The sequence below is a fragment of the Saccharothrix sp. CCNWYY140 genome (assembly GCF_037401995.1).
In the GTDB taxonomy this organism is placed as follows: domain Bacteria; phylum Actinomycetota; class Actinomycetes; order Mycobacteriales; family Pseudonocardiaceae; genus Actinosynnema.
Window position 1 is genome coordinate 31,830 of sequence record NZ_JBBEGC010000014.1, and the last position, 24,833, is coordinate 56,662.

Consider the following 24,833-nt stretch of genomic DNA (forward strand, 5'->3'; position numbering starts at 1 on the left):
TCCGGAGGTCGATCGAGCACACGCCACACGGAGGAAATCCCATGAGCAAGGTCTGGTTCGTCACCGGTTCGTCCCGCGGTCTGGGCCGCTGCTTCGTCGAGGCGGCGCTGTCCCGCGGCGACAAGGTGGCCGCGACCGCCCGCAGCACGGCCGGCTTCGACGACCTGGTGGCGACCTACGGCGATGCCGTGCTGCCGCTGGAGGTGGACGTCACCGACAAGGCCGCCGTCTTCGCGGGCGTGCAGCGGGCGCACGAGCACTTCGGCCGGCTCGACGTCGTGGTGAACAACGCCGGGTACGCCCAGATCGGCGCGGTCGAGGAGCTGACCGAGCAGGAACTGCGCGACCAGTTGGAGACCAACCTGTTCGGCGCGGTCTGGGTCGTCCAGGCCGTGCTGCCGCACCTGCGCGAGCAGGGGTCGGGGCACATCGTCCAGCTGTCCTCGGCGGCCGGGCTGGTCGCCATGCCGCTCGGCGGCGCGTACCACGTGTCCAAGTGGGCGGTGGAGGCCCTGAACGAGTCCCTGGCGCAGGAGGTCGCCGACTTCGGCATCAAGGTGACCGTGGTCGAGCCCGGCGGGTTCGCCACCCGGGACGGCAAGAACCCCGACCCGCTGGCCAACGGCCACATGGCGCAGACCCGACCGGAGTACGACGGCATGCGCGCCCGCCTGGGCGCCATCGCGCGCAACCAGCCCGCCGGGGACCCGGTCGCCGCCGCGCAGGCCCTGCTCAAGGTCGTGGACTCGGACAACCCGCCGCTGCGGGTGCTGTTCGGCCAGGGCTTCTACCCGATGATCCAGCAGGCCTACACGGACCGGCTGAAGATGTGGGCGGACTGGCAGGACCTGTCGGCGGAGGCCCACGGGCGCGGGTGAACCCGTGGGCCTCCCCGGTGTTGTTTAGACGTACGGGACGACGTAGGCGTGGCTCATGTCGGAGTTGTGCTTCGACGTCGAGCCACGCGAGTCGGTGAGGCCCACGGCGGTGCCCTGCACGGCACCCGTTTCACCGGAAAGCCACTGCACGAGCACGTAGGTGTTGAACCGGGGGATGCAGCCGGAGTCGGTGCGGACCTGGAAGTCCGGCTTGTTGAGCGGCACGTAGATGTGGTGGACCCAGTAGGGCACGGTCTTGGTGACCGTGGCCGACGCGTCGGTGTGGCAGAGGGTGCCGTCCGCCTTCCACTGGTTGACGAACAACGTGAACCGGGCGGTGGACGACCCCGACTTGTTGCAGGTCACACCGGGGTGGCACACCATGTACTCGGTGTCGCCGAACACGCTCAGACCGGTGAAACCCGGTGCGGTGGTGAAGAACGGGATCGACGGCTCACGCACGATCGGCGTGGTCGAGTCGACGTGCAGCAGCCCGGGCGGGACGCTGGCCTGGATCGGCTGACCGGCGGTGGTGCCGTCGACGGAGGTGTCGGCGAACCGCAGCGAGCCGCTCACCAGCCGGACCGTGGAGTCGGCGTACCCCAGCGACGCGGTCCGGATGTAGGTGGTGCAGATCAGGGTTCCGGTGACGCCGGTCTGCACCAGGTAGCGCGTGGTCAGCGAGATGTCCTCCCACTGCGGGCTGCCGCTGCCCTGCTGGTAGACGTTCTGGCCCACCACCATGTTCTTGCTGCCGCCGGCCCACCGGCACACGATCTCGTTGTCCACCAGGGTGCGGATGGTCGCGCTGTTGACCCGCAGCACCGACACCACGTACACGGTCTGGGTGGCGGAGACGTTGAGGGAGATCGACCCGAGCGCGACGACGTTCTGGTCGATGGACCCGTCCGTGGGCACACCCGGCCCCAACACGGTCTGCGGGGTGAAGCTGACGCTGGTGGCCGCCGCGGCCTGCGGTGCGGCGAAACCCAGCAGTGCCAAGGACAAGCCTGCGACCAGGAGTTTTCGCAGACTTCTCCCGCGCCGCCCCGACTGGCTCGAACCCATGCGATGTGTTCCTTCCACGCTGGTTCCTTCCGACACCAATCCTTTGACGGACCGCGGGAAGGGCTTTCAGAGCGCGGCGAGCAGGGCGGTGAGCGGTCGGGGCAGCCGGTCCGGGGCGATGGCCTCGGTCAGGAGGCGGGCGTAGCGGAGCTTGCGGCGGGCCCCTGCGGCGAGGAAGCGCCGCAACTGGGCCGTCTCGGGTTTGCCGCGCCACGCGGGCTGGCGTTGGATCTTGCGGAACGCGGCGAGGTCACCGTGCTCGGCGAGGACCGCCGCGGTCAGCTCGGGGCCGGCGGCGCGGAGGAGTTCGTCCTCCAGGTCCTCGACGCACACGAAGAACCCCAGCCGCTCCAGCTCCGCGCGCGAATCGGGCGTCCCGAGACCGGTCGTCGCGAGGGCGCGGCGGACGATGTGGGCTTCCCCGGCGTCGCACAGCCCGACCAACCGCGTGCCGGTGCCGTGCGGGCCGAAACGCCGCAGGTAGCGGGCGGTGCCGTGGGCGCCACCGACCGGCAGGACGACGACCTGGTCGGCGGCGAGGTCCCGGCCGCTCCGGGCGGCGAGCGTCTCGACGGCGATCTGGTCGCTCACACCTTCGACCAGCACCACCACCCGGGCGGTCTCCGCCCGCGCCAACGCCACGGCGGTCGCCTCGGTCGCGGCGGCCGGCCCGGTCACGTACCCCGCCAGGAGATCCTCGCCGTCCGCCCGCACACCCCCACTGTCCTGGATCGCCGCTCGCCGACGCCACCCCGTTTCGTCCCGGATGTGCCCTAAGCGGTGGTTTGGCGGCGGACCATCTCGGCGATCCACGCCGGCGCGTACGGGGACGTGCAGTTCGGGGGAGTCGGGTAGTCCTTGAGCACTTCGAGGCGTTCGCCGATGTCGATCGCCCGCGCCCGGTGCACGGGGTGGCTGATGCCGATCTGCGCCAGGCAGTGGTTCATCGCCCACTGGAGGCGGTCGGGGGCGTCCTTCATCTCGGCCTCGACGACGTCGAGCAGCCCGCCGAGGTCCAGGCCCTCCGGCCGCTTGGCGACGCGCTCGGTGGTCAGCGCCCACCCGGCGCTCGCGACCACCGGATCGGGGTCTGCGGACCACGCCAGGCGCAGCGCTTCGGCGTGGGGGCTCTTCTTGACCACGTAGTTGACCAGCCAGTCGTGCACCTTCGGCGTACGGGCCTCGCGCACCATCGCGTCCAGTTCGTCGCGCTCGAACGCCTTCGGCCGGCAGATGAGCGTCGCCAGCAGCCGCGCCGCCGAGTCCCCGGTCGCCCACAGCTCGCGCGCGAGGTCCTGCTGCGTCTTCAGCCGCTTGGCGACCGCGCGCAGCTTGCCGAGGTTCACGCCGTGGTCGTCGCCGTGCTTCTCGTTGACGGCCCGCACCTTCGGCTCGTCCAGCGCGGCCAACTCGGCCAGCAACCCGGCCACCGTCGCCTCTCCCACCTCGGCCTCCCGTCCGTCCGGCGTGGACCCGAGCGTACGCATGTCACAAACGGCGAGCCTGCGACGTCCAGTGGGCGATCCACCCCCCAACGGACGAGGAGCTGGGAACATGACCGAACACCGGACCGTGGCGCTGATCACCGGCGCGAACAAGGGCATCGGCCGGGCGACCGCCGAGCAACTCGCCGCGCTCGGCCTGACCGTGCTGATCGGCGCACGGGACGCCCGGCGCGGCGAGGAGGCTGCCGAGACGCTGCGCGCGGCGGGTGGCGACGCGCACGCGGTCGTCCTGGACGTCACCGATCCGGGGACGGTGGCCGACGCGGCGAAGTGGGTCGAGGAGCACTTCGGGCGCCTCGACGTGCTGGTCAACAACGCGGCTACCACCGGATCGGGGCAAGTCTCGCCGTTGGCCGCCCTCGACCAGGTGCCGAGCACCGTGGACGTGGACATGGTCCGGCGGGTGTTCGAGACCAACGTCTTCGGTGTGATCACGGTGACCAACGGCTTCCTGCCACTACTGCGCCGGTCCGAGGCACCGCGTGTGGTCAACCTCAGCAGCACCGCCGCATCGCTGTCCATCGCCGCCGACCCGGACGGCCCGCTCGCCGCGCTCCCGGCGTCCGCCGCCTACACGCCCTCCAAGGCCGCGCTCAACGCCCTGACCGTCCAGTACGCCAACGAGCTGCGCAAGGAGGGTGTCCTGGTCAACCTCGCCGACCCCGGTTACGTCGACACGGACATCAACGACCACAACGGACATCTGACTCCGGCTCAAGGCGCTGCCGTGGTGGTGCGCTTGGCCACACTCGGCGCCGACGGCCCCACCGGTGGGTTCTTCAACGTCGACGGCCCGGTGCCCTGGTAGACCCGCCCGAACACGCGCCGGATCGCCCGAAAGCCGCTGCCCGGCGTATCGGGTCTAGTACGCTCGGCGGCGATCCACAGCGCGTGGGAGGTGCACAGTGGACGGTCGACCGAGCCCTGAGCAGCGGCTCCAGCAGTACCGGCAGGCTCTGGGGGAGGAAGACGCCGACCTGGGGCAGTTGCCGCCCGACACCGGCGAGCACGTCGGCAGATCCCCGGACGACCTGGTCGCGGTGACGGTCCGGACGGGCAGTGTCACCGCGGTGGCGCTACGGCCGTCGCCCGCGGAGATCCCGACGTCCGAACTGGAGCGCCACCTGGCCCTGGCGGCCAACGACGCGCTGGCCAAGGCCCGTGCGGTCGCGCCGACCGCCGAAGACCCCATGCCCGACCTGGACGCCCTGGTCGGGCGGCTGGCGGAGGTCGGCGAGCAGAGCAGCGCGTTCCTGCGCCGGGTCGGCACCGCCGTGGACGAGGTCATCGCGAAGGTCGGGCCGCGCACCGGCATGCACGGCGACCCGTCGCCCACCGGCGTGGACGCGCTGTTCTCCGAGGCCGCCGAGGTGCTGCGGACCGCCCGCGACTCGCTCGGCGGCCTGTCCGGCGCGCAGGTCACCGGCCGTGGCTCCGACGAGGACCACGAGGTCTGGGTGACCTTCGGCCCCGACGGCAACGTGTCCAAAGTGGAGCTGTCGCCCGCCGTGCGCGAGATGACCGGCCGCCAGTTCAACGACCGCGCCCGCCAGGCCCTCGACGCCGCGCTCAAGGACTGGACCGCCCAGCGCCGCGCCAACCCGCCCGGACCGTCCACGGCGGACCTCGGGCGGCTGGCCGCGCAGGCCGAGTCGCTGCGCACGCAGAGCATGGACCAGTTGCAGGGCTACACCAAGAAACTCCGTTCCATCATGGGAAGCATCGGCGAGCCGTAGGCCGCCGCAAGGGGGAAGACACAGTGTCCGGACACCTGAACCTCTCGGGTGAGGCCATCGGCCGGTCGGGGGACCAGCTCACCGGCACGGCCGAGCGCCTGACCGGGGAGATCGCCTCGTTCCGCGCGAGCCTCGCGTCCTACGGCAACCCGTTCGGCGGCGACGACCTGGGCTCCGCCATGCAGATGATCTACGACGTCATCTCCGAGGCGGCGATGGAGAGCTTCGAGGACAACGCGGCCGTGCTGACCGAGACCGGCGGCAAGCTCGTGGAGATGGGCGCGGAGTACGTCAACGTCGAGCAGGCCAACCACGGCCTGTTCACCTCGCTGGGAGGGGACGGCGCCCGGTGACCACCGGCATCATGCTGCCCGCGGAACTGTCGGGCCTGCTCAACACGCTGGGCTTCTCGTGGCCGGAGGGCGACGAGGGCAAGATCTTCGACATGGCGGGGGAGTGGATCGCCTTCGGCGACCGCCTCGGCGGGTCCGTGGGCGAGGCGCACGGCCAGGCCGAAACCGTGTGGACGCAGAACCAGGCCGAGGCCGTGGAGCGGTTCAAGTCCTTTTGGGACGGTTCGGACGCGCCCAAGAAGAACCTCGACGACGGCGCCACGGCGGCGGCGATGGTCGGCGCGGGCCTGTACGTGTGCGCGGGTGCGCTCGTCGCGTTGAAGGTCGCGGTCATCGCCCAGCTCGTCGTCCTGGCCATCCAGATCGCCCAGGCCATCGCGACCGCCGTGGTGACCTTCGGCGCGTCGCTGCTGGAGATCCCGATCTTCCGGCAGATCACCAAGCTGCTGCTGGACGCGGCCCTGGACGTCGCGATCAACGCGGTGCTCAATGGCTAGGCGCGGCGGCGGTGCCGGGATCTTCAAGCCGATCCTGAACTGGCTGCGCAAGGGCAAGCGCACCGGCGGCGGTCCCGGCGGGCCGCCCAGGCCGAACCGCGCGCCCGGCACCCCCGGGCCGCACACCACGCCCCGGTACAACCGCCAGAAGCCCATGCTGGACAAGTACAAGCACGAGACCGACCCGAACCACCCGGCCAACCCGTTCCCGGGCCGCTCGGTGCGCCGCCTCAACGACGCCGAACGCGAGGCCCACCGCGTGTTCATCGACGGCCAGGGCAACCTCCGCCGAGCCCGCGACGGTTCGCTGTACGACACCCAGCAGGGCACGTCGGCGTGGGGCGGCGGCCGGGCGATCTTCGTCATGGACGGCCGCGGCAACATCTACGCGTCCAACCACCACGCACCCGGCCAGTTCCACCACTCGTCCCTGGCCGGCGGCCACCCGGTCGCGGCGGCGGGCGAACTGTCGGTCAGCAACGGCCGGGTCCAGTACGCCACCGCCGCCAGCGGCCACTACCAGCCGGGCCCGGAGCACATGGCGAACCTGGCCCAGGAATTCGGCCGCAACGGCATCCGCCCCCCGATCTGGGACTTCCGCGGCCCACACCCCGGTGGCCGCCCCCTGTTCGCCTGAGTGAGGAACCCATGACCATCGAACACCGCGCCGAGCTCAACGCCGTGGTCTACGGCCTGTTCCGGGCCCCGAGCCTGGACCGCGAGGTCGCCGCGAGCATGGTGGAGGCCATGATCGCGCGCGAGTACTTCATCGACGGCCCGGAGGCGTACGAGAAGGCCATCGCCCAGGCCCTGTCCCAGCCCGACCCCGTGACCGCGGAGCTGGAGCCGCCGTACGGGGAGGCGGAGGTGCGGGCGTTCCTCAAGCTGGTGCACGAGGAGTTGGTGCGCACCAAGCCTTGGCGCTGACCCGGGCCCTACCGCGACCGCGGTAGTCCGCTGCGCCCTCGGCGGCAGCCAGGATTGTCTACGTGCGGGGAACGACTCGGGGCGGTGACGGGGACATGATCAACGCATCACGTCGTTGACAAGGAGAACCCCATGTCCCACTTCATCACCGCCCTGCCGGACCTGTCCGCGACCCTCGCCCAGTCCGCCGACCCGTACGCCCTGACCCAAGGCCGCACGTGGTCCTTGGTGGGCGCGGGCCTGGGTTTGATCGGCGTGGTCGTCGGAGTCGTGTCCTTGGTGCGCAAGAGCCGCGGCCCACGCGCCGCCTTCACCTCGCTGGGTGCCGGTGTGCTCGCGGCGGCCGTGGGCACGTGGGTCGTGGCGGCGGCTGAGGGCGGACCGGGCACCGGCTACGGAATCGTCGGCGGCTACATCGCGGTCGTGATCGGCTTGGCTGCCATCGCCTTGGGCACCCTGACCCTCGCCCGCCGCACCGCCTCTCCCCGCGCCTGAGACCAATTCGATGGAGGTAGCGCGCGCAGGTCGGTACCGTGTTGGCCATCCCGACGATTCAAGGGGGAAGACATGGCTTGCACGGACCTCGCTGGAGTCCCGACCGCCCCGACGCGGGAGCGCGCCACCTCCTGACACCAGCGCGCACTCCTCGCCTCGTGGCGGCCCCCGGCACCGCAACACCGGTGCCGTGACCCAGGTTCCGCACTCCACGAGGAGATTTCGTGCATCCCCAACCATCCGCCCACCCGCTGACAGCGGCTGAAGGCGGACCCAGCAAAGCCACGCAAGTAGGCCACACCGTCAGGCGCCCAGCCGAACCCTGGACCACAACCGTCCACGCCTTGCTGCGCCACTTGGAGGACGTCGGCTTCCCCGGCGCCCCCCGCGTGGTGGGCGAGGGCTTCGACGCCGAGGGCAACGAGGTCCTGACCTACCTGGAAGGCACCATCGTGCACCCGCACGCATGGACCGACGAGGGGGTCTGGCAAGCCGGCGCACTACTCCGCAACCTGCACACCGCCACGGCAAGCTTCCAACCACCCGCAGATGCGGCGTGGCAACCGTGGTGGCTGCACAGCACCGGCCCGGACACCGTGATCGGCCACTGCGACGCAGGCCCCTGGCACATCGTGGCACAAGATGGACTCCCCGCCGGACTAATCGACTGGTCCCTGGCCGGCCCAGTCGACCGTCTAGACGAGGTCGTCGGCACAGCATGGTGGAACGCTCAGCTACACGACGACGACGTAGCCGAACGAAACAACCTCCCCGACGCCCCTCACCGGGCGAAGCAGTTGGGCCTGTTCCTGGACGGCTACGAACTACCGTCAGAACAACGAGCAGGCCTGGTAACCCGAATGATCCACTTCGCCATCCGAGACTGCGCCGCTGAGGCCACCTCGGCAGCCATCACCCCGGACTCGACAGACTCGGGACCGCTGTGGTCCTTGGCCTGGCGGGCACGAGCGGCAAGGTGGATGATCAACCACCAAACCCTGCTGGAAGACGCCATCCGGCGATAGTCGGAGCCGTCCCCACCAGGTAGACACGAGGCTGAGTCGGGCAGTCCACCACGACCGCCCGACTCAGCCCTCGCCCAAGCCATGATCTCCAGGCCCAGCTTCCTAGTCGCTGGTGAAGTGGTGTCCGATCATCTCGATCAACGCCGTGACATCGCTGTCCACCATCGGCGCACCGGTCATCCCCATCCGATGCAACAAAGTCCCCACCACGACGTCGATGAAAAACAACACCCGCTGCTCGGATTCCCCCAACGCCTCCTGCAAAGCCACCCGATAAGGCTCCTGAAGCCTCGTCGCCAACACCTCCCGCAGCGCCGAATCATTCACCGCGTCCACAAAAACCCCGGCGAAGGCCGCACCCACCCCCGGCTCCCCGATCTTCCCGGTGATCCACCGGATAGCCGTAGCCATGTCCTCGCCCCGATCAACGCCCCGCACTGGCACAGGCCCCAGGGCATCAACCAGACAGTCGGCGATCAACGCACCCTTAGAAGGCCATCTCCGGTACAGGGTGGTCTTCGCGACCCCTGCCGCAGCAGCTATCCGATCCATCGTCGCGCGGGTGTACCCCAAGTCGTGGACCGTGGCCAGGGTTGCCGCGAAGACCTCGGCGTCGATGCCGACCCGGGGGCGGCCCGGAGGGCGGGCGGGTGTCATGGGGAGACCCTAGCGGGTTCCGCTACTATCGGTTTCGATACCGTCAGTAGCGAAACGAGGGAACCATGAGCAGCGAACGACCACCCTTGGGTATCCGGGTCCTGAGCGCGCTGGGCAAGGAGCCGGACTGGCTCGCCATGACCGCCGAAGAGCTGGCCGCCTTCCGCGACGCCGAGAACCGCAAGCGAGCTTCACGACTGGCCCGAGTGGTCACCGGCTGCCCCGACCGGGGTGCCGAAATCCAGTGGCACGAGGTGCAGCTGCCCGACCGCACAGTGCCCGTCCGGGTGTACCGGCCGACCTCCGGCAACCCCGACGACCTACCGCCGCTCATCCTCCACGTCCACGGCGGCGGGTTCGTGGGCACAGCGGTCCAAAGCGACTGGGTGAACAGCCACCTCGCCGCACAGCTCCCAGCCGTCGTCGTATCAGTCGAGCACCGCCTGCTCGCCCCGGGCACCGCCCTACCCGCAGCCGCCGCCGACGGCTGGGACGTGCTGCTGCACATCCTCGACAACCCCAAGACCTGGGGCATCGACCCAACACGGACGGCGGTGTTCGGAGAGAGCACAGGCGGACTGATCGCCGCCCTGGCCGCACTCCGGGCCCGGGACACCAACGTGCCCCTCCGAGCACAAGTACTGGTCAACCCCGCACTCGACGTCACCCCAACAGGCCTCGACTACCCCTCAGTCACCGAACACGGGGCCAGCCCCACCCTCACCCTCGGCGTCATGCAGCTGCTCCACCAACTCGCCGCACCACCCGGCGTCGATCCCATCCCACTGTCCCCCCTCCGCACCGACGACCTGAGCGGCCTGGCACCGGCACTGGTCGTGGTGCCGACCGTGGACCCGATCGCCGACCACGGGCGCAGGTACGCGGAACGACTCTCCGCCGCCGGCACCCCCACCCGCCTTGTCGAGCACTTCGGTGCCACGCACGCGTTCCTGAGCATGCCCGGCGTGGTGCCGCACGCGAAGGTCGCGCGGGCGCAGATCTCCGACTTCCTCCGCGAACACCTCCTCGCCCACGCACCCGACCCGCTCGGGTGACTTGTCAGGCAAGTGGCCACTTGCCTATGGTGGGGGAGTGGAGGAAGAGCTCTTCAGGGCGCTGGCCGACGCCAACCGTCGGCGCATCCTCGACGAGCTGGTGGAACGCGACGGCCAGACCCTGTTCGAGATCTGCGCGCGGCTGGTGACCAAGCACGAGTTGGGCCTGACCCGGCAGGCGGTCAGCCAGCACCTCGCCGTGCTGGAGGCCGCCGGCCTGGTCCGGTCGCGCCGGGAGGGCCGCTACAAGTTCCACGACCTCGACACCCGACCGCTCGAGCACATCGTGACGCGGTGGCTCAAGCCGCAACCGCCGGAGGGCACCCCATGAGGATCCACCTGACCAGCGTCTTCGTCGACGACCAGGCCAAGGCGCACGCGTTCTACACCGACGTGCTGGGCTTCGTCACCAAGCACGACGTCCCGTTGGGCACCGACCGCTGGCTGACCGTGGTCTCGCCGGAGGAGCCCGACGGCACCGAGCTGCTGCTCGAACCGAGCAGCCACCCGGCCGTCAAGCCCTACAAGGACGCCCTGGTCGAGGACGGCATCCCGGCCGCCTCCTTCGCGGTGACCGACCTCCAGGCCGAGTACGACCGGCTGACCGGGCTCGGCGTGCGGTTCACCCAGCAGCCGCTGGAGAGCGGACCGGTGATCACCGCCGTCCTCGACGACACCTGCGGCAACCTGATCCAGCTCCTCCAGTACAAGTGAGTCGCGGCCCCGCAACCGGGGCCGCGACCCTGTCCTACCGCACCAAGAGCATCAGATGCACTTGTGCCCGATGACCTGCGGCTGCTCGAACGGGTTGGTCGGGTCCACGTAGGTGACGATGTGGACGCACAGGTGGTCGATCGCCGGTGTGGTCTGCGGGTACACGTTCAGGTCCTGCCAGGTGTCCCCGGCGTCGACCCACCGCGCCTCCGACGGGTTGCTGTCCGCCACACCCCCGGCGAACACGGTGACGTCGGCGTAGACGTACCGGCGGTCGGTGCACTCCACGGTCCACCCGGCCTCGCGCGCGGCGGGGTCGAGGTGGATGTCGGTGGTCACGCAGCCCGCAGCCGGTGCCGCGAACGCTGCCGCCGACGCCGGTGCCGCCGACGCCGGCAATGCCGCGATGGTCAGCGCGCCGGCGGCAGCTGCCACAGCTGCGAGGGTCCGGACGGTGTTCTTGCGGAAGTTCCGCACTGGGCCTCCCCTTCCAGTATTGGTCTGGACCTCTCGAGTGTGCCCAGCGCCGATCAACGCCACCTACCGCCGATCGGGCGCGTCCACCGTCACAGTCGAACTCGCTTGCGAACGGGTGATCTCGTGTGGCATGGGGACATGCCACCCTCTACAGTGGACTCACGACGGAAAGGGCTTTACCAACCCTTTACCCAACGTGTAGGCTGGCGGCCGAGGGGAGTACTTCCCAAGCGCCCGGCCGGTCAATACGGACATCCCGACGATGTCCCCGGCGGGCCGCCCCGGACCAGGGGTGAAGGAGACCTCGGACACGCGGTGTTCGAGGAGGTCCTGTGCCCGGTTCGCAGCTCGCCCTGGGTGAGTCCGTCGGGTCCCCGGGGTTGTGGGCGGTCAGCCTGGTCGTGCTGGTCGGGTTGCTGATCGCCGACTTCGCCGTCACCCGCCGCCCGCACGAGGTGTCGCTGCGCGAAGCGGCGGCCTGGTCGGTGTTCTACCTGGCGCTGCCCGTGGCCTTCGGGTTCTGGCTGTGGTGGGACGCCGGCGGCGACCGGGCGATGGAGTTCCTGACCGGGTTCGTGGTCGAGAAGTCCCTCTCGGTGGACAACCTGTTCGTCTTCATGCTGCTGCTGGGCGCGTTCGCCGTGCCCGCGGCCGTGCAGCAGCGGGTCCTGCTCTACGGGATCGTCGGCGCGTTGGTGCTGCGGGGCGTGTTCATCGCGGCCGGCGCGGCGCTGCTGTCGGCGGGGACGTGGGCGTTCCTGGTGTTCGGGATCGTGCTGTTCGTGTCCGCGATCAAGGTGGTGCAGCACTCCGGGTCCGAAGTGGACGTTTCCCGGATGCGGTCGGTCCGGTTGCTGCGCAAGCTGATGCCGGTCACCGACGACTACCGCGGGGCCAAGCTCACCGTCCGCGAGAACGGGCGGCGCGCGCTCACGCCGTTGGCCGTCGTCGTGGTGGCGGTGTTCGCGACGGACGTCGTGTTCGCCGTGGACTCGGTGCCCGCCGTGTACGGCATCACCGAGGACCCCTACCTGGTGTTCGCCACCAACGCCTTCGCGCTGCTGGGCCTGCGCGCCCTGTACTTCGTCCTGAACGCCGCCCTGGCCAAGCTCGTGCACCTCAACCACGGGCTCGCGATCATCCTCGCCTTCATCGGGGTGAAGCTGGTCCTGCACTGGGCGCACGGCATCTGGCCGGCCGTGCCCGAGGTGCCCACGCCGCTGTCGCTGGCGGTGATCCTCGGGGTCCTCGCGGTCGTCACGCTGACCAGCCTGCGCGCCACCTCGCGCGCGAAGTGAGCGGCTACTGGAAACCCCGGCCGGTGGTCGGGACCAGGGCCAGCGGGTGGACGTCCGCCGCGAACGCGATCGCGGCGGACGTCGGCGCGGGGCGCGGGAGTTCGTGGTGCTCGAACGCGCCTTCGGCGAACAGGTCCTCCATGAACAGGTCGATCTTCTCCTCCGTCAGCGACGGCATCGCGAACACGTGCGCGTAGTGCCGCAGCTCGCCCGCGTTGGTGCACATGGGTTGGCACGACAGCGACCACTTGGCGATGACCTCGTCGCTGGGCCGCCGGAACCGGACGGTCAGGGCCATCGGGCTGCGGTCCACGAACAGGCCGCCCTCGGGCAGCCGGTCCTCCCGGTCCAGCCGGTCTTCCAGTTCCCGCAACGAGCTCTCCAGGTACCGGGTCCGGCGCAGGGCCGCCACGGCGGCGGTGGCGTGGCCCCGGACCGACTTGGACGCCAGGTGGTTCCACAGCACCAGCGGTGAGAGCCCGTTGCGCGACCCGGCGAACGTGGTGTCCGGCGACCCGGTGTAGGCGGGCGTGGCCGCCGGCTCCACCCGGAACTTGTTCTTGGTCATGAACACACCGCACGGGAACGGCGACCCTGCCCACTTGTGCCCGCTCATCACCAGCGACCCGACCACGTCCACGCCCTCGACGCGCAGCCCGAAGTCGAACTCCGGGACCTTGCCCTTGAGCTCGCGCCGCAGCGCCAGGTTCAGCTCGCTGTTGGGGTCCTCCTCGGCGGCGTGGCGCAGGAACGGCATGATCCCGGCGCCCAGCGCGCCGTCCACGTGCACCCAGAACCCGCGCCTGCGGTCGGTGTGCCCGGGTTCGAACTCGATCTCGCGCTCCAGCAGGCCGTGCCGGCGGAAGATGGGGACCAGGCGCGCGGCGACCTTCTCGATGTTGTCGTACGCGCCCTTGAACGTGGTGCCGAAGTTGAGCAGCAGCAGGATCGGGTGCCCGCGCTCGGCGAAGAACCGGACCAGCGCCTCCAGCTTGTCCACGTCGATCTCGCCGCTGCCGTCCGGGCCGCCCTTGGACGGCACCTCCAGCGGCCACCGGTCGCCGATCGGGCACTGGTCGGGGTACTCGGTGGTGCCGATCGCGCCGAAGGTGTCGATCGCCAGCGTCCGCACGGCCTTGATCACCGAGTAGTGGGTGTCCTCGGAGTAGAACGCCACGGGCCGGTAGGCGTTGCGCGGGTCGACGGTGGGGGAGTCGCCGTTGCGGGCCTCCGGCACGGCGGCGCGCGCCGGCGGCGCCGCCTGCACGAACACCATCTGCTCGGACCCGCCGCCGGGCTCGCCGATCAGCTTGCGGCCGGACAGGTAGTCGCGGGCGGAGGCCAGGGCGTACAGGTTGCCCTCGGTGGAGCCCATCGTGAGCACGTAACCCCAGTAGCTGTCGGGGTTGTCGGCGTCGTAGGGCCACTCGGCGCGCCAGAGGGCGGCGTACCGGTCCAGGACCGCGCGTTCGACGACCTTCGTGTTGGGCTGGTAGTTGCCCTGCTGGAACGGGTCGCCGACGTTGTTGAGGTGGAAGTCCAGGAACCGGGCCAGGTCCGGTTGGGCGTTGCCCAGGTCCTGGTTGCCCTGGAAGCCGATCATGTGCTCGTGCCTGCCGACCAGGTGCGTCTCCAGCAGGGTGAGCGCGCGCTTGCGCTGCTGCGCGGTCAGCCCTTCGGCGGGGATGACGAAGTCCAGGTCGGTGGGTTCGCCGGCGTCCACACGGCCGACCCTGCCACGGGGTGGCCGGCGGTGGTCCGCCGCGGCGACCGGATTCGCCGGACCGTGTCACCGCGCCACCTGGATGTCGCAGCGGTCCCGTGGCACGAGGCCATCGGAGTGAAGGGTGCCGCCCACTTCCGCTCGGGTGACTACATCGTTACAGTCGGTGTCTGGGAACGCTCCCAGTTCGACTTCGAACGCAGACACGACGACGAAGGGGTTGTTGTGCGCGCTGCACTGGCGGCGATCGCCGCGCTACTCACGACGGCCGGACTGGTGGTGCTCGGCGGGACGGCGGTGCGCGCCGCGCCCGCCTGCGCCGTGGACTACGTGCCCAACCAGTGGGCCACCGGCTTCACGGCCAACGTCAAGGTCACCAACCAGGCCGCGCCGGTCAGCGCGTGGACGCTGACCTGGACGTTCGCCGGCAACCAGGCCGTGACCAGCGCCTGGAACTCGACCGTGACCCAGACGGGGAACCAGGTGACCGCCCGGAACGCGTCGTGGAACGGCTCGCTCGGGACGGGCGCCAGCGCCCAGTTCGGCTTCCAGGCCACCTACTCGGGCACGAACGCCACACCCACGGACTTCGCGTTCAACGGCGTGCGGTGCAACGAGGACGTCACCACCACGACGACCACCACCACCACGACCACGACGACGACCACGGACACGCCACCGCCCACGTGCTCGGGCGCGACCGTGTGCGACGACTTCGAAGCGCACAACGGCACCCCGGGCGCTCCGTGGACCATCGGCGCGGCCAACTGCACCGGCCAGAGCGCGGTCACCATCGACAACACGGTGGCGCACGGCGGTTCGAAGTCGGTCCGCGTGGACGGCAAGGCGGGCTACTGCAACCACATCTTCCTCGGCACCACCCTGACGGGCGGCACGGTGCACGGCCGTTTCTACGTCCGCCACACCACGCCGCTGCCCGCCGCGCACGTCACGTTCATGGCCCTCAAGGACTCCGCCGACAACGGCAAGGACCTGCGCATGGGCGGCCAGAACCAGGCGTTGCAGTGGAACCGCGAGTCCGACGACGCCACCCTGCCCGCCCAGAGCCCGCAGGGCGTGGCCATGAGCAAGCCGCTGCCCACCGGCACGTGGAACTGCGTCCAGTTCACCATCGACTCGACCGGCAAGCTGCGCACGGCCCTGAACGGCCAGGACGTCGCCGGCCTCCAGATCGACGGCGTCCCGACGCCGGACGTGGACCAGCAGTGGCTGGCCCGCGCCGGCTGGCGCCCGAACCCGGTCGACATCCGGCTGGGCTGGGAGAGCTACGGCGAGGGCGCCGACACCCTCTGGTACGACGACGTGGCGTTCGGCCCCCAGCCGATCGCCTGCTGAGCCACCGCGGGCCGGACTTCGGCGGGTCCGGCCCGCGGTGCCCCCTCGTCAGTCCTTGGTCCAGGCCTGGCCCGCCCAGGCCGGGTCCAGCGGGGTGTGGGCGATGTGGTTGGTGTAGTTGGACAACGTCTTCATGCCCACGCCGAGCACCACGTCCAGCACGTGCCGGCGCGTGAAGCCCGCCGCCAGGAAGCTCTCCACCTGCTCGTCGGGCACCCACCCGCGCTCGGCGACCATCGTCACGGTCAGCGCCCGCACGGCCTCCAACTCCTCGTCGGCCAGCGGCTTCCCCGCCCGCAGCGCCTCCACCACCGTCGCGTCGACACCCGCCTTGAGCGCGACCGTCGAGTGCGCGGCAACGCAGTACTCGCAGCCGTTCTCGACGCTGGCGGTGATCCACACGACGTGCTTGGCCGGGCCCGGCAGCGAGGACTTCCCGAACTGCTCGGCCAACGCGTTGTAGCCCGCGAGCAACTCCGGCGACTCCGCCATCACCCCGTTGAGGGTCGTCACGAACCCCATGCGGCGCTTGCCCGCCTCCAGGTGCGGACGGGCTTCCTCGGGTGCGGTGGTCTCGTCGTGCACGGTGAACTGCGCCATGTCTGGCGTCCTCCCAGGTCTGGGTCGCATCGCGGAACGGCATCTTGGAACGTCCATTCCAAGATAGTGAAGTCGCGATCACCGGCGCAAGACGCCGAAGGGCCGGTCGACGACGACCGGCCCTTCGGCGCGAGGTGGATCAGACGAGCTGCGCGTAGAACTGGCGGATGTCGGCGACCAAGGTCTCCGGGGCCTCGTGCGCCGCGTAGTGGCCGCCCGCGTCGTTCGCGCCGCCGGTCTCGCCGCCGCCGTAGGAGTTCCAGCTGACGATGTTCTTGTGGTCGCGCTCGGCGAAGGGGCGGATGGACTGGAAGTCGCCGGCGAACATCGCCAGGCCGATCGGGGTCGTGGTGGGCTCGGTCGGGTGGTCGGTGGCGTGGGCGTCCTCGTAGTAGAAGCGGATCGCCGAGCCGCCGGTGCCGGTCAGCCAGTGGATGGCCACGTTCGCGATCACGAACTCCGCGTCGAGGCTCTCGCCGAACAGCTGCGCGTTCCAGCCCAGCAGGCCGATGGGGGAGTCGGTCAGGGCGTAGGCCAGGGTCTGCGGCTGCTGGCTGTGCACCTGGTTGAACGAGAACTTGTTGTCCATGAACCACTGGAGGTGCCCGAGCGCGGCGTGGTCGGTCTCGGTCAGGTTCGCGAACTCGGCCGGGTCGCCCGAGGGGAACGAGAAGATCTGGGTGACGTGCACGCCGATGACCCGTTCGGTGTCCAGGCGGCCGATCTCGGGGGAGATCATCGAGCCGCCGTCGTTGCCGACCGCGCCGTAGCGCTGGTAGCCCAGGCGGTGCATCAGCTCGACCCAGGCGCGGGCCGTGCGGAAGCGGTTCCAGCCGGTGCTGCGGGTGGGGCCGGAGAAGCCGAAGCCGGGCAGCGACGGGATGACGACGTGGAACGCGGGCTGGTCGGCGGCCGGCTCGGTCAGCGGCGCGATGACGTCCAGGTACTCGACGACCGTGCCGGGCCACCCGTGGGTGAGGATCAGTGGGGTCGCGTCCGGCCGGGACGAGCGGACGTGCAGGAAGTGGACGTCCTCGCCGTCGATCTCGGTGACGAACTGCGGGTGGGCGTTGAGCCGCGCCTCGAAGGCTCGCCAGTCGAACTCCTCCAGCCAGTACTGCGCCAGGGTGCGGACCCGGTCGACGGGCACGCCGTACGCGTCACCCACACCCGGCAGCTCCGCCGGCCACAGCGCCCGGCGCAGGCGGTCGGCCAGGTCGTCCAGCTTGGCCTGCGGAACCTCGACGTGGAACGGGCGGATCTCGGTGTTCGTCATGGTGACCCCTCCAGTGGAACGGAACGCTTTGTTCCCCTTCACAGTAGCAGACCGGAACGATCCGTTCCAAGTGCTAATCTGGTGACCATGTCGTCACCCGCCGAGACCGGCCTGCCCGGTCGCCGCCGCCAGGCGGCCCAGAACGACCAGGTGATCCTCGACGCGGCCCGCGAGGTCTTCCTGGCCGACCCGAAAGCGCCGGTCCAGGCCGTGGCCAAGCGCGCGGGCGTGGGGATCAGCGCCCTCTACCGGCGCTACCCCGGCAAGGAGGACATGCTGCGGCGGCTGTGCCACGACGGGCTGCGCCGCTACATCGCCGAGGCCGAGGCCGCCCTGGAGCAGCCCGACGCCTGGGCCGCGTTCACGGGCTTCCTGGACCGCGTGGTCGAGGCCGACGTGCACTCGCTGACCGTGCACCTGGCCGGCACGTTCACCCCGACCCCGGAGATGTTCGAGGACTCCCAGCGCGCCGCTGCGCTGGCCCGGGACCTGGTCGACCGGGCACGGCGGTCCGGACGCCTGCGCGCCGACGCCGTCGTCGAGGACCTCGGCCTGGTCCTGGAGGGCTGCGCCGCGATCCGCGTCCCCGACGCCGGCCGCACCCGGGAGCTGCGCCGCCGCGTGCTGGCGATGATGGTGGAGAGCCTGGGCCACTCCGGCGCTCCCGACCTCCCCGGACCGCCACCGCACGGCGGCGACTTCGCCTGGCGATGGCAGCAACGCCCCTGACCGCGGCCACGCCCCTGACCGCGGCCACGCCCCTTACCGCGGAGTGCGGCGCGTCCGTCCTCTGTGGACCTGGCCGTCACACGGAAGTGTCGATCCTCGCGGTTCGGGTCGCGCTCGCGGTCGGGCGGGGCCAGCATCCTCGGTTGTTCGCCAATAGCAACCACGGTTTCGGAGTCCCCATGCGCACTCTTGGCAAGCTGGTCGTCGCGACGGCCGCCGCCCTCGTCCTCGCCGCCCCGGTCGCCTCCGCGGCCCCGGCGGGCGGCGGCCTCCCGGTGGCGGGCGACCTGCTCGGTCCCGTGAGCAAGCTCGTCGGCCCGCTGCTCGGCCTCGGCGGCTGATCCGGCCCCGACGACGAAGCCCCCGACCGCGCAGGTCGGGGGCTTCCGCGTGCCCGGATCAGCGTGCCCGGATCAGTGCCAGTAGTCGGAGCGACGCCACAGCATCGCGGCCAGCATCAGCGGGAACATGATCACGTGCGCGGCGACCATCAGCGCGTCCCCGGACATCACGCCCAGCCAGTACGGCACGAACAACGCCACGAACGGCACGTACATCGCGGCGGCCATCTCCAGGATGCGCGGCCAGGAGTGCTTCCGGATCCGCATCCACAGCACCATCGCGACCGTCATGTCCGTGGCCATCAGCAGCGCGCCGACCTCGACGTTCGCCGTCCAGGAGGCGGGCCACAGCATCCCGAGCACCATCATGCCGACCAGCATGGCGACGACCATCTCCAGGTAGTGCCCGACGAACCGCGCTAACTTGCGGCCGGTGCTGCGGGTGGCAGGGGTGGTCGTCATGGTGGCGGCCTTCCGCTCGGTGGAGGTGTCGCTTGACCCATCATGGTGGCAGCAGGCACGCCGGCGGGGGCGCAATTGTGCGGTAATCAGGGCTTCCAGCGCGGCAGTGTGCCGGACAGGTGGGCCTTGAGGCAGTCGGCGCGGCGCAGCTTGCCGTTGACGGTGTACGGCAGCGATCCCGGGCTCAGCAGTTCCACCCGGTGCACCTGGAGCCCGTGCTCGACGTGCACCGCCCGCCGGATGGCCTGCCCCAGCCGCGAAACGTCCACTGTGGACTCCGGAACCACCTCCGCCAGCACCACCAGCTGCTCGCGGCTCCCGTCGTCCACGCCCAGCGCGCACACGCCGCCCTCGCGGACCGCCGGGTGCGCGCCCTCGACCGTGGTCTCGATGTCGTGCGGGTAGTGGTTGGTGCCGGCGATGATGATCACCTCCTTGGCCCGCCCGGTGACGAACAGCTCGCCGTCGTAGCGGAAACCGAGGTCGCCCGTGCGCAGGAACCGGCGGCCGGGGTGGTCGGGGAGCACGGTGTGGAACACCTCGGACAGGTCGGGCTCGGCGTTCCAGTAGCCCGCGCCGACGCTGGGACCGGACACGTGGATCTCGCCCACCCGGCCGTCCGCGCACGGCTGCCCGGTCGCCGGGTCCACCGCGACCACGGCCACCGACGGCGGCACCGGGCCGGAGCTGACCAGGCGGCGGCCGTGCGCGCCCGGCGGCACCGGTCGGGCCAGGCCGGTGGCCAGCGCGTCCCGGTCCACGCGCAGCACCACCGGACCGTTGCCCAGCTGCGCGGCGGTGACCAGCACGGTCGACTCGGCCAGGCCGTAGCCGGGCACGAGGGCGTCCCGGCGCAGGCCGGTGCCGGCGAAGGCGTCGTGGAAGCGGTCGAGGGTCGAGGCGCGCACGGGTTCGCCGCCGATCAGCAGCATCTCCACGCCGCTGAGGTCCAGGGTCGCCTTCTGCGCGTCGGTGACCCGCCGCGCGGACAGTTCCAGCGCGAAGTTCGGCGCGGCGGTGTCCACGCGGCCGATGTCGGACAGGGCGCGCAGCCAGGCGTAGGGGCTGCGGACGAACCGGGACGCGGCCATCGTGACCACGTCGTGGCCGGAGAACAGCGGTTCCAGCACGCTGCCGATCAGGCCCATGTTGTAGTGCTGCGGCAACCACAGCAGCGACGGCGGTCGGGGCACGCCCTCGCCGTCCGACGGGCGGGTGGTGGCCTCGTGGATGAGCGCGAGGTTGTGCAGCACGTTGGAGTGGGTCAGGGTCACGCCCTTGGGCACGCCGGTCGAACCCGACGAGTACTGGAGGTAGGCGACGGACTCGGGTCCCAGCGGCGGGCGCCGCCAGCGGTCGGCGGTGCGCGGGTCCACCTCGTCCACCCCGATCGGCACCAGGCCGCTCAACGCGGGGGTGTCGGCCAGTTCGGCCAGCTCGAACGCGGTGGACAGCACGACGGTGGGCCGCGCGTTGCCCACCACGGACTCCGCGCGGGCGCCCGGCCCGGCCAGGGACGGCACCGGCACGGCGATCACGCCCGCGTAGAAGCACCCCGCCAGCGCGACGGCGAAGTGCACGCCGGGGGCGAACGCGAGCAGCGCCCGCGACCCGGGCGGGGTGGCCGCGGCCAGTCGCACGGCCAGCGCGCGGGCGCGGGCGTCGAACTCGCCCAGGGTCAGCGTCGCGCCCTCGGGGTGGTGGCGGAACACCGGCCGGTCGGGCTCGGCGGTCGCCCGCGCCCGGCACAGGTCGACCAGGGTGGTCAGCGGCAGGTCCGTGCCGGGCAGGCACACGGGGTTGCTCATCGGCCGGTCCTCTCCTCGCGGGCGGACAGCCACGCCGCCCGGCTGTCGGCGCGGCGCAGCTTGCCGCTGGTGGTGTGGCGCAGGGTGCCGGGCCGGACCGGGACGACCAGGTCGACGCCGGGCACGGTGACCGACACGTCGTCCCGGGTCTCGGCGAGCACGACGACCCGGCCTTCGGGGTCGGTGAACGCGCAGGCCGCGCGGATGGCCGGGTCGGCGGCGACCACGGCTTCCTCCAGGTCGTAGGGCAGGTGCAGGTGGCCCTCGACGGTGATCAGGTCCTCCGTGCGGCACAGCACGTGGAGCAGGCCGTCGTGGAGGAAGCCGAGGTTCCCGGTGCGCAGGAACCGCTCGCCCGGGTGGCCGTCCACTGTGGACTGGAAGGTGGCGTTCGACTCGGCGGGCCGGCGCCAGTAGCCCAGGCCGACGCTGGGTCCCGAGACGCGGATCTCGCCGACGTCGTCGGTGGGTCGGCCGTCCGGGTCGGTGACCACGACGGTGAGCGAGGGCTCGGGCGCGCCGCACGCCACGAGCCTGCGGACCCGGGCTCCGGGTTCGGCCGTCCGCACCCGGCCCAGCGCCAGGGCGTCGGCGTCGAACGCGGTCACCAGCGGCTCGCCGTCCAGCGGGCCGCCGCTGACCAGGACGGTGGACTCGGCCAGGCCGTAGCTGGGCAGGAACGCGTCCCGGCGGAACCCGCTGGGGGCGAAGTGGCGGGCGAAGGCGTCGATCGTCTCCGGCCGCAGCGGCTCGTCGCTGATCACCGCGATGCGCAGGCGGCTGAGGTCGAGGCCGTCGCGCTGCGCTTCGGTGACCCGGCGGACGCACAGGTCGTAGCCGAGGCTGGGCGCGGCGGCGATCTCGGCGCGGTAGCGGTCCAGGGCCTCCAGCCAGGTGATCGGGGAGCGGGCGAACACGTGCGGCGCCATGAGCACCGACGTGTGACCCAGGTACAGCGGGCGCAGGACGCCGCCGATCAGGCCCATGTCGTGGAACAGCGGCAGCCAGGTCACCGTGGGCGCTTCCCGGCGTTCCCCGGCACGGGTGTCGTGGTCGGTGATCAGGGACAGGTTGCCCAGGACGTTGTCGTGGGTGAGCACGACTCCCTTGGGGGCCTTCGTCGTGCCCGAGGTGTACTGGAGGTAGGCGGTCGTGTCCGGTGCCACCGGGGTGGGCGTCCACCGGTCGGCCTCGGTCGGGTCCACCAGGTCGGTCGCCAGCGCCCGGTCGGCGAGGTAACGGCCGGCCAGGTGGTGCGAGGTGGACAGCACGCAGTCCGGTCGGGCGTCGGCGATGATCGCGGCGAGCCGCTCCAGCCGGGCGTCGCCGTGGGTGCGGCGCGTCGCCGGCGCGGGCACGGCGACCACCCCCGCGTACAGGCAGCCGAAGAACGCGGGCAGGAACTCCAGGCTCGGCGGGTAGCTGAGCACGGCGCACGCACCCGGCGGCACGAGATCGCCCAACCGGGCGGCGACCGCCTTGGCCCGCCGGTCGAGTTCACCGAAGGTGAGGGTGGCGGACTCCTGTCCGCCGCTGTCCAGGAACACGTGGGAACGCCGGTCGGGAATGCGCCGCGCCTGGTGCCGGAGCAGTTCCACGACGGTCATGACATCGACTACTGGCAACACTGGCCTCCTTTTCCCCGGCACCGGAAGCTAGGGGGCTCTCGGCGCGCGGCGAATCGGCCGAGCGACCGATTCGCCGGCGCCGCGCCGCGTGCTTGCCTGCATTCCACCGGGGTTCGCCGAGGAAAAAGGGGAATGTCATGGGACTGGGCCGGCCGCGCATCGACTACGACCTGCACACCACCCTGCCGCCGCTGCCCGACGACCCGGTGGTGGTGACCGGCCTCGGGATGACCACGCCGCAGGGCGGTGACACGGCGTCCTCGTGGTCGGCGCTGCTGGCGGGGGAGACCGGCGCGGTCGCGCTGGACTGGGCCCGGGACCTGCCGGTCCGCATCGGCGCACCCCTGCGGGTGGACCCGGTGGGCGAGCTGGACCGCGTGGAGGCCCGCCGCTGGGACCGCTGCCAGCAGGTCGCGGTGGTCGCGGCGCGGGAGGCGTGGGTGGACGCCGGCGCCCCGGACGTGCCCGCCGAGCGGTTCGGCGTGGTGTTCGGGACCGGGTTGGGCGGCGGGCGGACCCTGCTGGACCAGGACCGGCGGCTGCGGGAGCGCGGCGCGGACCGGGTGTCGCCGTTCGCGGTCACCATGCTCATGCCGAACGGCCCGGCCGCCGCGGTGAGCCTGGCCCTGGGCGCACGGGCCGGCGCCCACGCCCCGACCAGCGCGTGCGCGTCCGGCGCCGAGGCCGTCGCCTGGGCGTTCACGATGCTGCGGACCGGCCGCGCGGACGTCGTGCTGGCGGGCGGCGCGGAGGCGTGCCTGGGCGAACTGTCCCTCTCGGCGTTCGCCCGCATGGGGGCGCTGTCACGGCGCAACGACGCGGCGCGATCAGCGTCCCGCCCCTTCGACCGGGCGCGGGACGGTTTCGTGCTGGCCGAGGGCGCGGGGGCGTTGGTGCTGGAACGAGCCTCACACGCCCGTGCCCGAGGCGCCCGCGCCTACGCCGCCCTGGCCGGCACCGGCATGAGCTCCGACGCCCACGACATGACAGCGCCCGCCCCGGACGGCCAGGTCCGTGCGATCCAGGAGGCACTGCGCACCGCCTGCCTGCACCCGCACGACATCACCCACGTCAACGCCCACGCCCCCGGCACCCCGGTGGGCGACCGCATCGAGGCGGCAGCCGTGCTGACGGCCCTGGGACCACACCCACTGGTCACCGCCACCAAGTCGGTGACCGGGCACTGCATCGGCGGCGCGGGAGCGATCGAGGCCGCGTTCACAGTGCTGAGCGTGTGCCACGACGTGGTGCCAGCGACACGGAACCTCGACGAACTGGACCCGGAGGTGAAGCTGGAGGTCGTCGCCGAGAACAGCCGACCGGTGCGAATCACGGCGGCGACCTCCAACTCCTTCGGCTTCGGCGGTCACAACGTGGTACTCGCCTTCACCAAGCACCCGTGACGGCACAGCCCTTTGCGCCCGCAGGGCGCGCGAAGTAGCTCGCGCAGCAGACCTACCAACTTGGGCTTCTTGCGTCATCCTTGGCGGCCTGCCCGCCGGCGAGGCTCTTTCAAGCTCTTCAAGAGCTTTGAACGCAACGTTTTGCTCTCAAGCCGAACGCGCTTCGCGCTCTAAATATCAAAAGCAGCGCCTGTCGCTTGGCGGAACGCAAGAGCTCCCCGCCCTTCGGGCGTAACGCCTTCGGCGGGAAAGCGAAGCGCGCCTTCGGCGGGGAGCACGTGGCGGTCGAGTGGGGTGCTCGTCTAGCGGGTGCCCATGAGTCGCTGCTGGGCCGAGCGGGCGGCGAGGATCGGTAGGAACCCGTGCACCTTGGCGCGGGCGGCGAGCTGCTCGTACGACTCGACGACCGCCTCGCGGACCACCTCGTAGGAAACCGTGTCCGCCAACCGGCGGGTCACCTCTGCCGCCGCTTGGTCCAACTGAACTTCGACCTTGGCGTGCAGGTCGTGCGGATCCCTGATCACGTGCCCTTCGAGCCTGTCGACCATCGCAGCCTCCAGCGGGTGCGCCAGGCCGCCTGTCGGGCCTGGTTCGGACCGCACTTCGGATCGACCGTAAGGGTTAACGCCACGTTAAGACAGTCTGGACATCGGCTGAACGTCCGCTCATCATGCCCGCCCGCCACGCCGCCCGCCCACCACGCCGCCGCCCGCCGCCGGCCGTGATCACCCGGGAGTGCGTGTAAAGGGCTCCCACCTGGTGGAAGGGATTTTTTTCGTTCGTCGCAAAATTGACCCTGTCGTTCCGGGCTGAACATCCTGG

At 71.1% G+C, this 24,833-nt stretch carries 29 protein-coding genes; 17 read left to right on the forward strand and 12 right to left on the reverse strand.

Going from position 1 to position 24,833, the window contains the following annotated elements:
• Window positions 1–41: 41 nt before the first annotated feature.
• On the forward strand, window positions 42–878 hold the full coding sequence (locus WBN91_RS10415) for an SDR family NAD(P)-dependent oxidoreductase (RefSeq protein WP_337726758.1): 837 nt from the start codon (window positions 42–44) through the stop codon (window positions 876–878).
• Between the two features lie 24 nt (window positions 879–902).
• Here WBN91_RS10415 and WBN91_RS10420 read toward each other — a convergent pair whose 3' ends face one another.
• From WBN91_RS10420 to WBN91_RS10430, 3 genes are all read right to left on the reverse strand, one after another.
• Complete coding sequence (locus tag WBN91_RS10420; RefSeq protein ID WP_337726759.1) at window positions 903–1,886, reverse strand: hypothetical protein; 984 nt, start codon at window positions 1,884–1,886, stop codon at window positions 903–905.
• 126 nt (window positions 1,887–2,012) lie between these two features.
• Window positions 2,013–2,660 carry a TOPRIM nucleotidyl transferase/hydrolase domain-containing protein gene (locus tag WBN91_RS10425; RefSeq protein WP_337726760.1) on the reverse strand — a complete coding sequence of 216 codons (648 nt, stop codon included), beginning with the start codon at window positions 2,658–2,660 and terminating at the stop codon, window positions 2,013–2,015.
• A gap of 59 nt (window positions 2,661–2,719) precedes the next feature.
• Complete coding sequence (locus WBN91_RS10430; protein ID WP_337726761.1) at window positions 2,720–3,433, reverse strand: DNA alkylation repair protein; 714 nt, start codon at window positions 3,431–3,433, stop codon at window positions 2,720–2,722.
• Between the two features lie 67 nt (window positions 3,434–3,500).
• Between WBN91_RS10430 and WBN91_RS10435 the strand changes: the two genes are divergently transcribed.
• The 8 genes from WBN91_RS10435 to WBN91_RS10470 all read left to right on the forward strand — a co-directional run bounded on the left by WBN91_RS10435 (window position 3,501) and on the right by WBN91_RS10470 (window position 8,484).
• A complete protein-coding gene (locus tag WBN91_RS10435; RefSeq protein WP_337726762.1) occupies window positions 3,501–4,259 on the forward strand; it encodes an SDR family oxidoreductase in 759 nt (252 codons plus the stop codon).
• A 97-nt stretch (window positions 4,260–4,356) separates the two neighbouring features.
• Window positions 4,357–5,187, forward strand: coding sequence for a hypothetical protein (locus WBN91_RS10440; protein WP_337726763.1), 831 nt, complete (start codon window positions 4,357–4,359; stop codon window positions 5,185–5,187).
• Window positions 5,188–5,210: 23 nt separating this feature from the next.
• Window positions 5,211–5,540 (forward strand): hypothetical protein, encoded by a 330-nt coding sequence (locus tag WBN91_RS10445; RefSeq protein WP_337726764.1) that lies wholly within the window; start codon window positions 5,211–5,213, stop codon window positions 5,538–5,540.
• Window positions 5,537–6,037 carry a WXG100-like domain-containing protein gene (locus WBN91_RS10450; RefSeq protein WP_337726765.1) on the forward strand — a complete coding sequence of 167 codons (501 nt, stop codon included), beginning with the start codon at window positions 5,537–5,539 and terminating at the stop codon, window positions 6,035–6,037. Before WBN91_RS10445 ends, WBN91_RS10450 begins: the two co-directional genes overlap by 4 nt.
• A complete protein-coding gene (locus WBN91_RS10455) occupies window positions 6,030–6,674 on the forward strand; it encodes a hypothetical protein (RefSeq protein WP_337726766.1) in 645 nt (214 codons plus the stop codon). Before WBN91_RS10450 ends, WBN91_RS10455 begins: the two co-directional genes overlap by 8 nt.
• Window positions 6,675–6,685: 11 nt before the next feature.
• Window positions 6,686–6,964 (forward strand): hypothetical protein, encoded by a 279-nt coding sequence (locus tag WBN91_RS10460; RefSeq protein ID WP_337726767.1) that lies wholly within the window; start codon window positions 6,686–6,688, stop codon window positions 6,962–6,964.
• A 132-nt stretch (window positions 6,965–7,096) separates the two neighbouring features.
• Entirely contained in the window at window positions 7,097–7,459 is a 363-nt protein-coding gene (locus WBN91_RS10465) for a DUF6223 family protein (RefSeq protein WP_337726768.1), read from the forward strand.
• A 344-nt stretch (window positions 7,460–7,803) separates the two neighbouring features.
• Window positions 7,804–8,484 carry a hypothetical protein gene (locus tag WBN91_RS10470; RefSeq protein ID WP_337726769.1) on the forward strand — a complete coding sequence of 227 codons (681 nt, stop codon included), beginning with the start codon at window positions 7,804–7,806 and terminating at the stop codon, window positions 8,482–8,484.
• Between the two features lie 102 nt (window positions 8,485–8,586).
• Here WBN91_RS10470 and WBN91_RS10475 read toward each other — a convergent pair whose 3' ends face one another.
• Window positions 8,587–9,141, reverse strand: a complete 555-nt coding sequence (locus WBN91_RS10475; protein ID WP_337726770.1) for a TetR/AcrR family transcriptional regulator — start codon at window positions 9,139–9,141, stop codon at window positions 8,587–8,589.
• 65 nt (window positions 9,142–9,206) lie between these two features.
• Between WBN91_RS10475 and WBN91_RS10480 the strand changes: the two genes are divergently transcribed.
• From WBN91_RS10480 to WBN91_RS10490, 3 genes are read left to right on the forward strand one after another with little or no spacing between them, the layout of a single operon-like run.
• On the forward strand, window positions 9,207–10,196 hold the full coding sequence (locus WBN91_RS10480; RefSeq protein WP_337726771.1) for an alpha/beta hydrolase: 990 nt from the start codon (window positions 9,207–9,209) through the stop codon (window positions 10,194–10,196).
• 37 nt (window positions 10,197–10,233) lie between these two features.
• Entirely contained in the window at window positions 10,234–10,527 is a 294-nt protein-coding gene (locus tag WBN91_RS10485) for an ArsR/SmtB family transcription factor (RefSeq protein WP_337726772.1), read from the forward strand.
• Window positions 10,524–10,910 (forward strand): VOC family protein, encoded by a 387-nt coding sequence (locus WBN91_RS10490; RefSeq protein WP_337726773.1) that lies wholly within the window; start codon window positions 10,524–10,526, stop codon window positions 10,908–10,910. Before WBN91_RS10485 ends, WBN91_RS10490 begins: the two co-directional genes overlap by 4 nt.
• 51 nt (window positions 10,911–10,961) lie before the next feature.
• Here WBN91_RS10490 and WBN91_RS10495 read toward each other — a convergent pair whose 3' ends face one another.
• Window positions 10,962–11,345 (reverse strand): hypothetical protein, encoded by a 384-nt coding sequence (locus tag WBN91_RS10495; protein ID WP_337725610.1) that lies wholly within the window; start codon window positions 11,343–11,345, stop codon window positions 10,962–10,964.
• A gap of 374 nt (window positions 11,346–11,719) precedes the next feature.
• Between WBN91_RS10495 and WBN91_RS10500 the strand changes: the two genes are divergently transcribed.
• Window positions 11,720–12,685 (forward strand): TerC/Alx family metal homeostasis membrane protein, encoded by a 966-nt coding sequence (locus tag WBN91_RS10500; protein WP_337725611.1) that lies wholly within the window; start codon window positions 11,720–11,722, stop codon window positions 12,683–12,685.
• A 4-nt stretch (window positions 12,686–12,689) separates the two neighbouring features.
• Here the strand turns inward: WBN91_RS10500 and WBN91_RS10505 are convergent, their stop codons facing one another.
• Window positions 12,690–14,408 carry a hypothetical protein gene (locus tag WBN91_RS10505; RefSeq protein ID WP_337725612.1) on the reverse strand — a complete coding sequence of 573 codons (1,719 nt, stop codon included), beginning with the start codon at window positions 14,406–14,408 and terminating at the stop codon, window positions 12,690–12,692.
• 225 nt (window positions 14,409–14,633) lie between these two features.
• Here WBN91_RS10505 and WBN91_RS10510 point away from each other — a divergent pair, with 225 nt between their 5' ends.
• Window positions 14,634–15,764, forward strand: coding sequence for a cellulose-binding domain-containing protein (locus tag WBN91_RS10510; RefSeq protein ID WP_337725613.1), 1,131 nt, complete (start codon window positions 14,634–14,636; stop codon window positions 15,762–15,764).
• Between the two features lie 48 nt (window positions 15,765–15,812).
• Here WBN91_RS10510 and WBN91_RS10515 read toward each other — a convergent pair whose 3' ends face one another.
• Window positions 15,813–16,364 carry a carboxymuconolactone decarboxylase family protein gene (locus WBN91_RS10515; RefSeq protein ID WP_337725614.1) on the reverse strand — a complete coding sequence of 184 codons (552 nt, stop codon included), beginning with the start codon at window positions 16,362–16,364 and terminating at the stop codon, window positions 15,813–15,815.
• Window positions 16,365–16,503: 139 nt separating this feature from the next.
• Window positions 16,504–17,640 (reverse strand): epoxide hydrolase family protein, encoded by a 1,137-nt coding sequence (locus WBN91_RS10520; protein WP_337725615.1) that lies wholly within the window; start codon window positions 17,638–17,640, stop codon window positions 16,504–16,506.
• A gap of 87 nt (window positions 17,641–17,727) precedes the next feature.
• Here WBN91_RS10520 and WBN91_RS10525 point away from each other — a divergent pair, with 87 nt between their 5' ends.
• The gene (locus WBN91_RS10525; RefSeq protein WP_337725616.1) at window positions 17,728–18,369 is read left to right on the forward strand and encodes a TetR/AcrR family transcriptional regulator; all 642 of its coding nucleotides are present in this window, start codon (window positions 17,728–17,730) and stop codon (window positions 18,367–18,369) included.
• A 179-nt stretch (window positions 18,370–18,548) separates the two neighbouring features.
• Window positions 18,549–18,710 carry a hypothetical protein gene (locus WBN91_RS10530; RefSeq protein WP_337725617.1) on the forward strand — a complete coding sequence of 54 codons (162 nt, stop codon included), beginning with the start codon at window positions 18,549–18,551 and terminating at the stop codon, window positions 18,708–18,710.
• A gap of 72 nt (window positions 18,711–18,782) precedes the next feature.
• Here the strand turns inward: WBN91_RS10530 and WBN91_RS10535 are convergent, their stop codons facing one another.
• From WBN91_RS10535 to WBN91_RS10545, 3 genes are all read right to left on the reverse strand, one after another.
• Window positions 18,783–19,172, reverse strand: a complete 390-nt coding sequence (locus WBN91_RS10535; protein ID WP_337725618.1) for a hypothetical protein — start codon at window positions 19,170–19,172, stop codon at window positions 18,783–18,785.
• 86 nt (window positions 19,173–19,258) lie between these two features.
• Window positions 19,259–20,980 carry a fatty acyl-AMP ligase gene (locus WBN91_RS10540; RefSeq protein ID WP_337725619.1) on the reverse strand — a complete coding sequence of 574 codons (1,722 nt, stop codon included), beginning with the start codon at window positions 20,978–20,980 and terminating at the stop codon, window positions 19,259–19,261.
• On the reverse strand, window positions 20,977–22,605 hold the full coding sequence (locus tag WBN91_RS10545; RefSeq protein WP_337725620.1) for a fatty acyl-AMP ligase: 1,629 nt from the start codon (window positions 22,603–22,605) through the stop codon (window positions 20,977–20,979). Before WBN91_RS10545 ends, WBN91_RS10540 begins: the two co-directional genes overlap by 4 nt.
• 140 nt (window positions 22,606–22,745) lie before the next feature.
• Between WBN91_RS10545 and WBN91_RS10550 the strand changes: the two genes are divergently transcribed.
• On the forward strand, window positions 22,746–24,011 hold the full coding sequence (locus tag WBN91_RS10550; protein WP_443217689.1) for a beta-ketoacyl-[acyl-carrier-protein] synthase family protein: 1,266 nt from the start codon (window positions 22,746–22,748) through the stop codon (window positions 24,009–24,011).
• Between the two features lie 302 nt (window positions 24,012–24,313).
• Here WBN91_RS10550 and WBN91_RS10555 read toward each other — a convergent pair whose 3' ends face one another.
• Window positions 24,314–24,559, reverse strand: a complete 246-nt coding sequence (locus tag WBN91_RS10555; RefSeq protein WP_337725621.1) for a three-helix bundle dimerization domain-containing protein — start codon at window positions 24,557–24,559, stop codon at window positions 24,314–24,316.
• Window positions 24,560–24,833 lie beyond the last annotated feature (274 nt).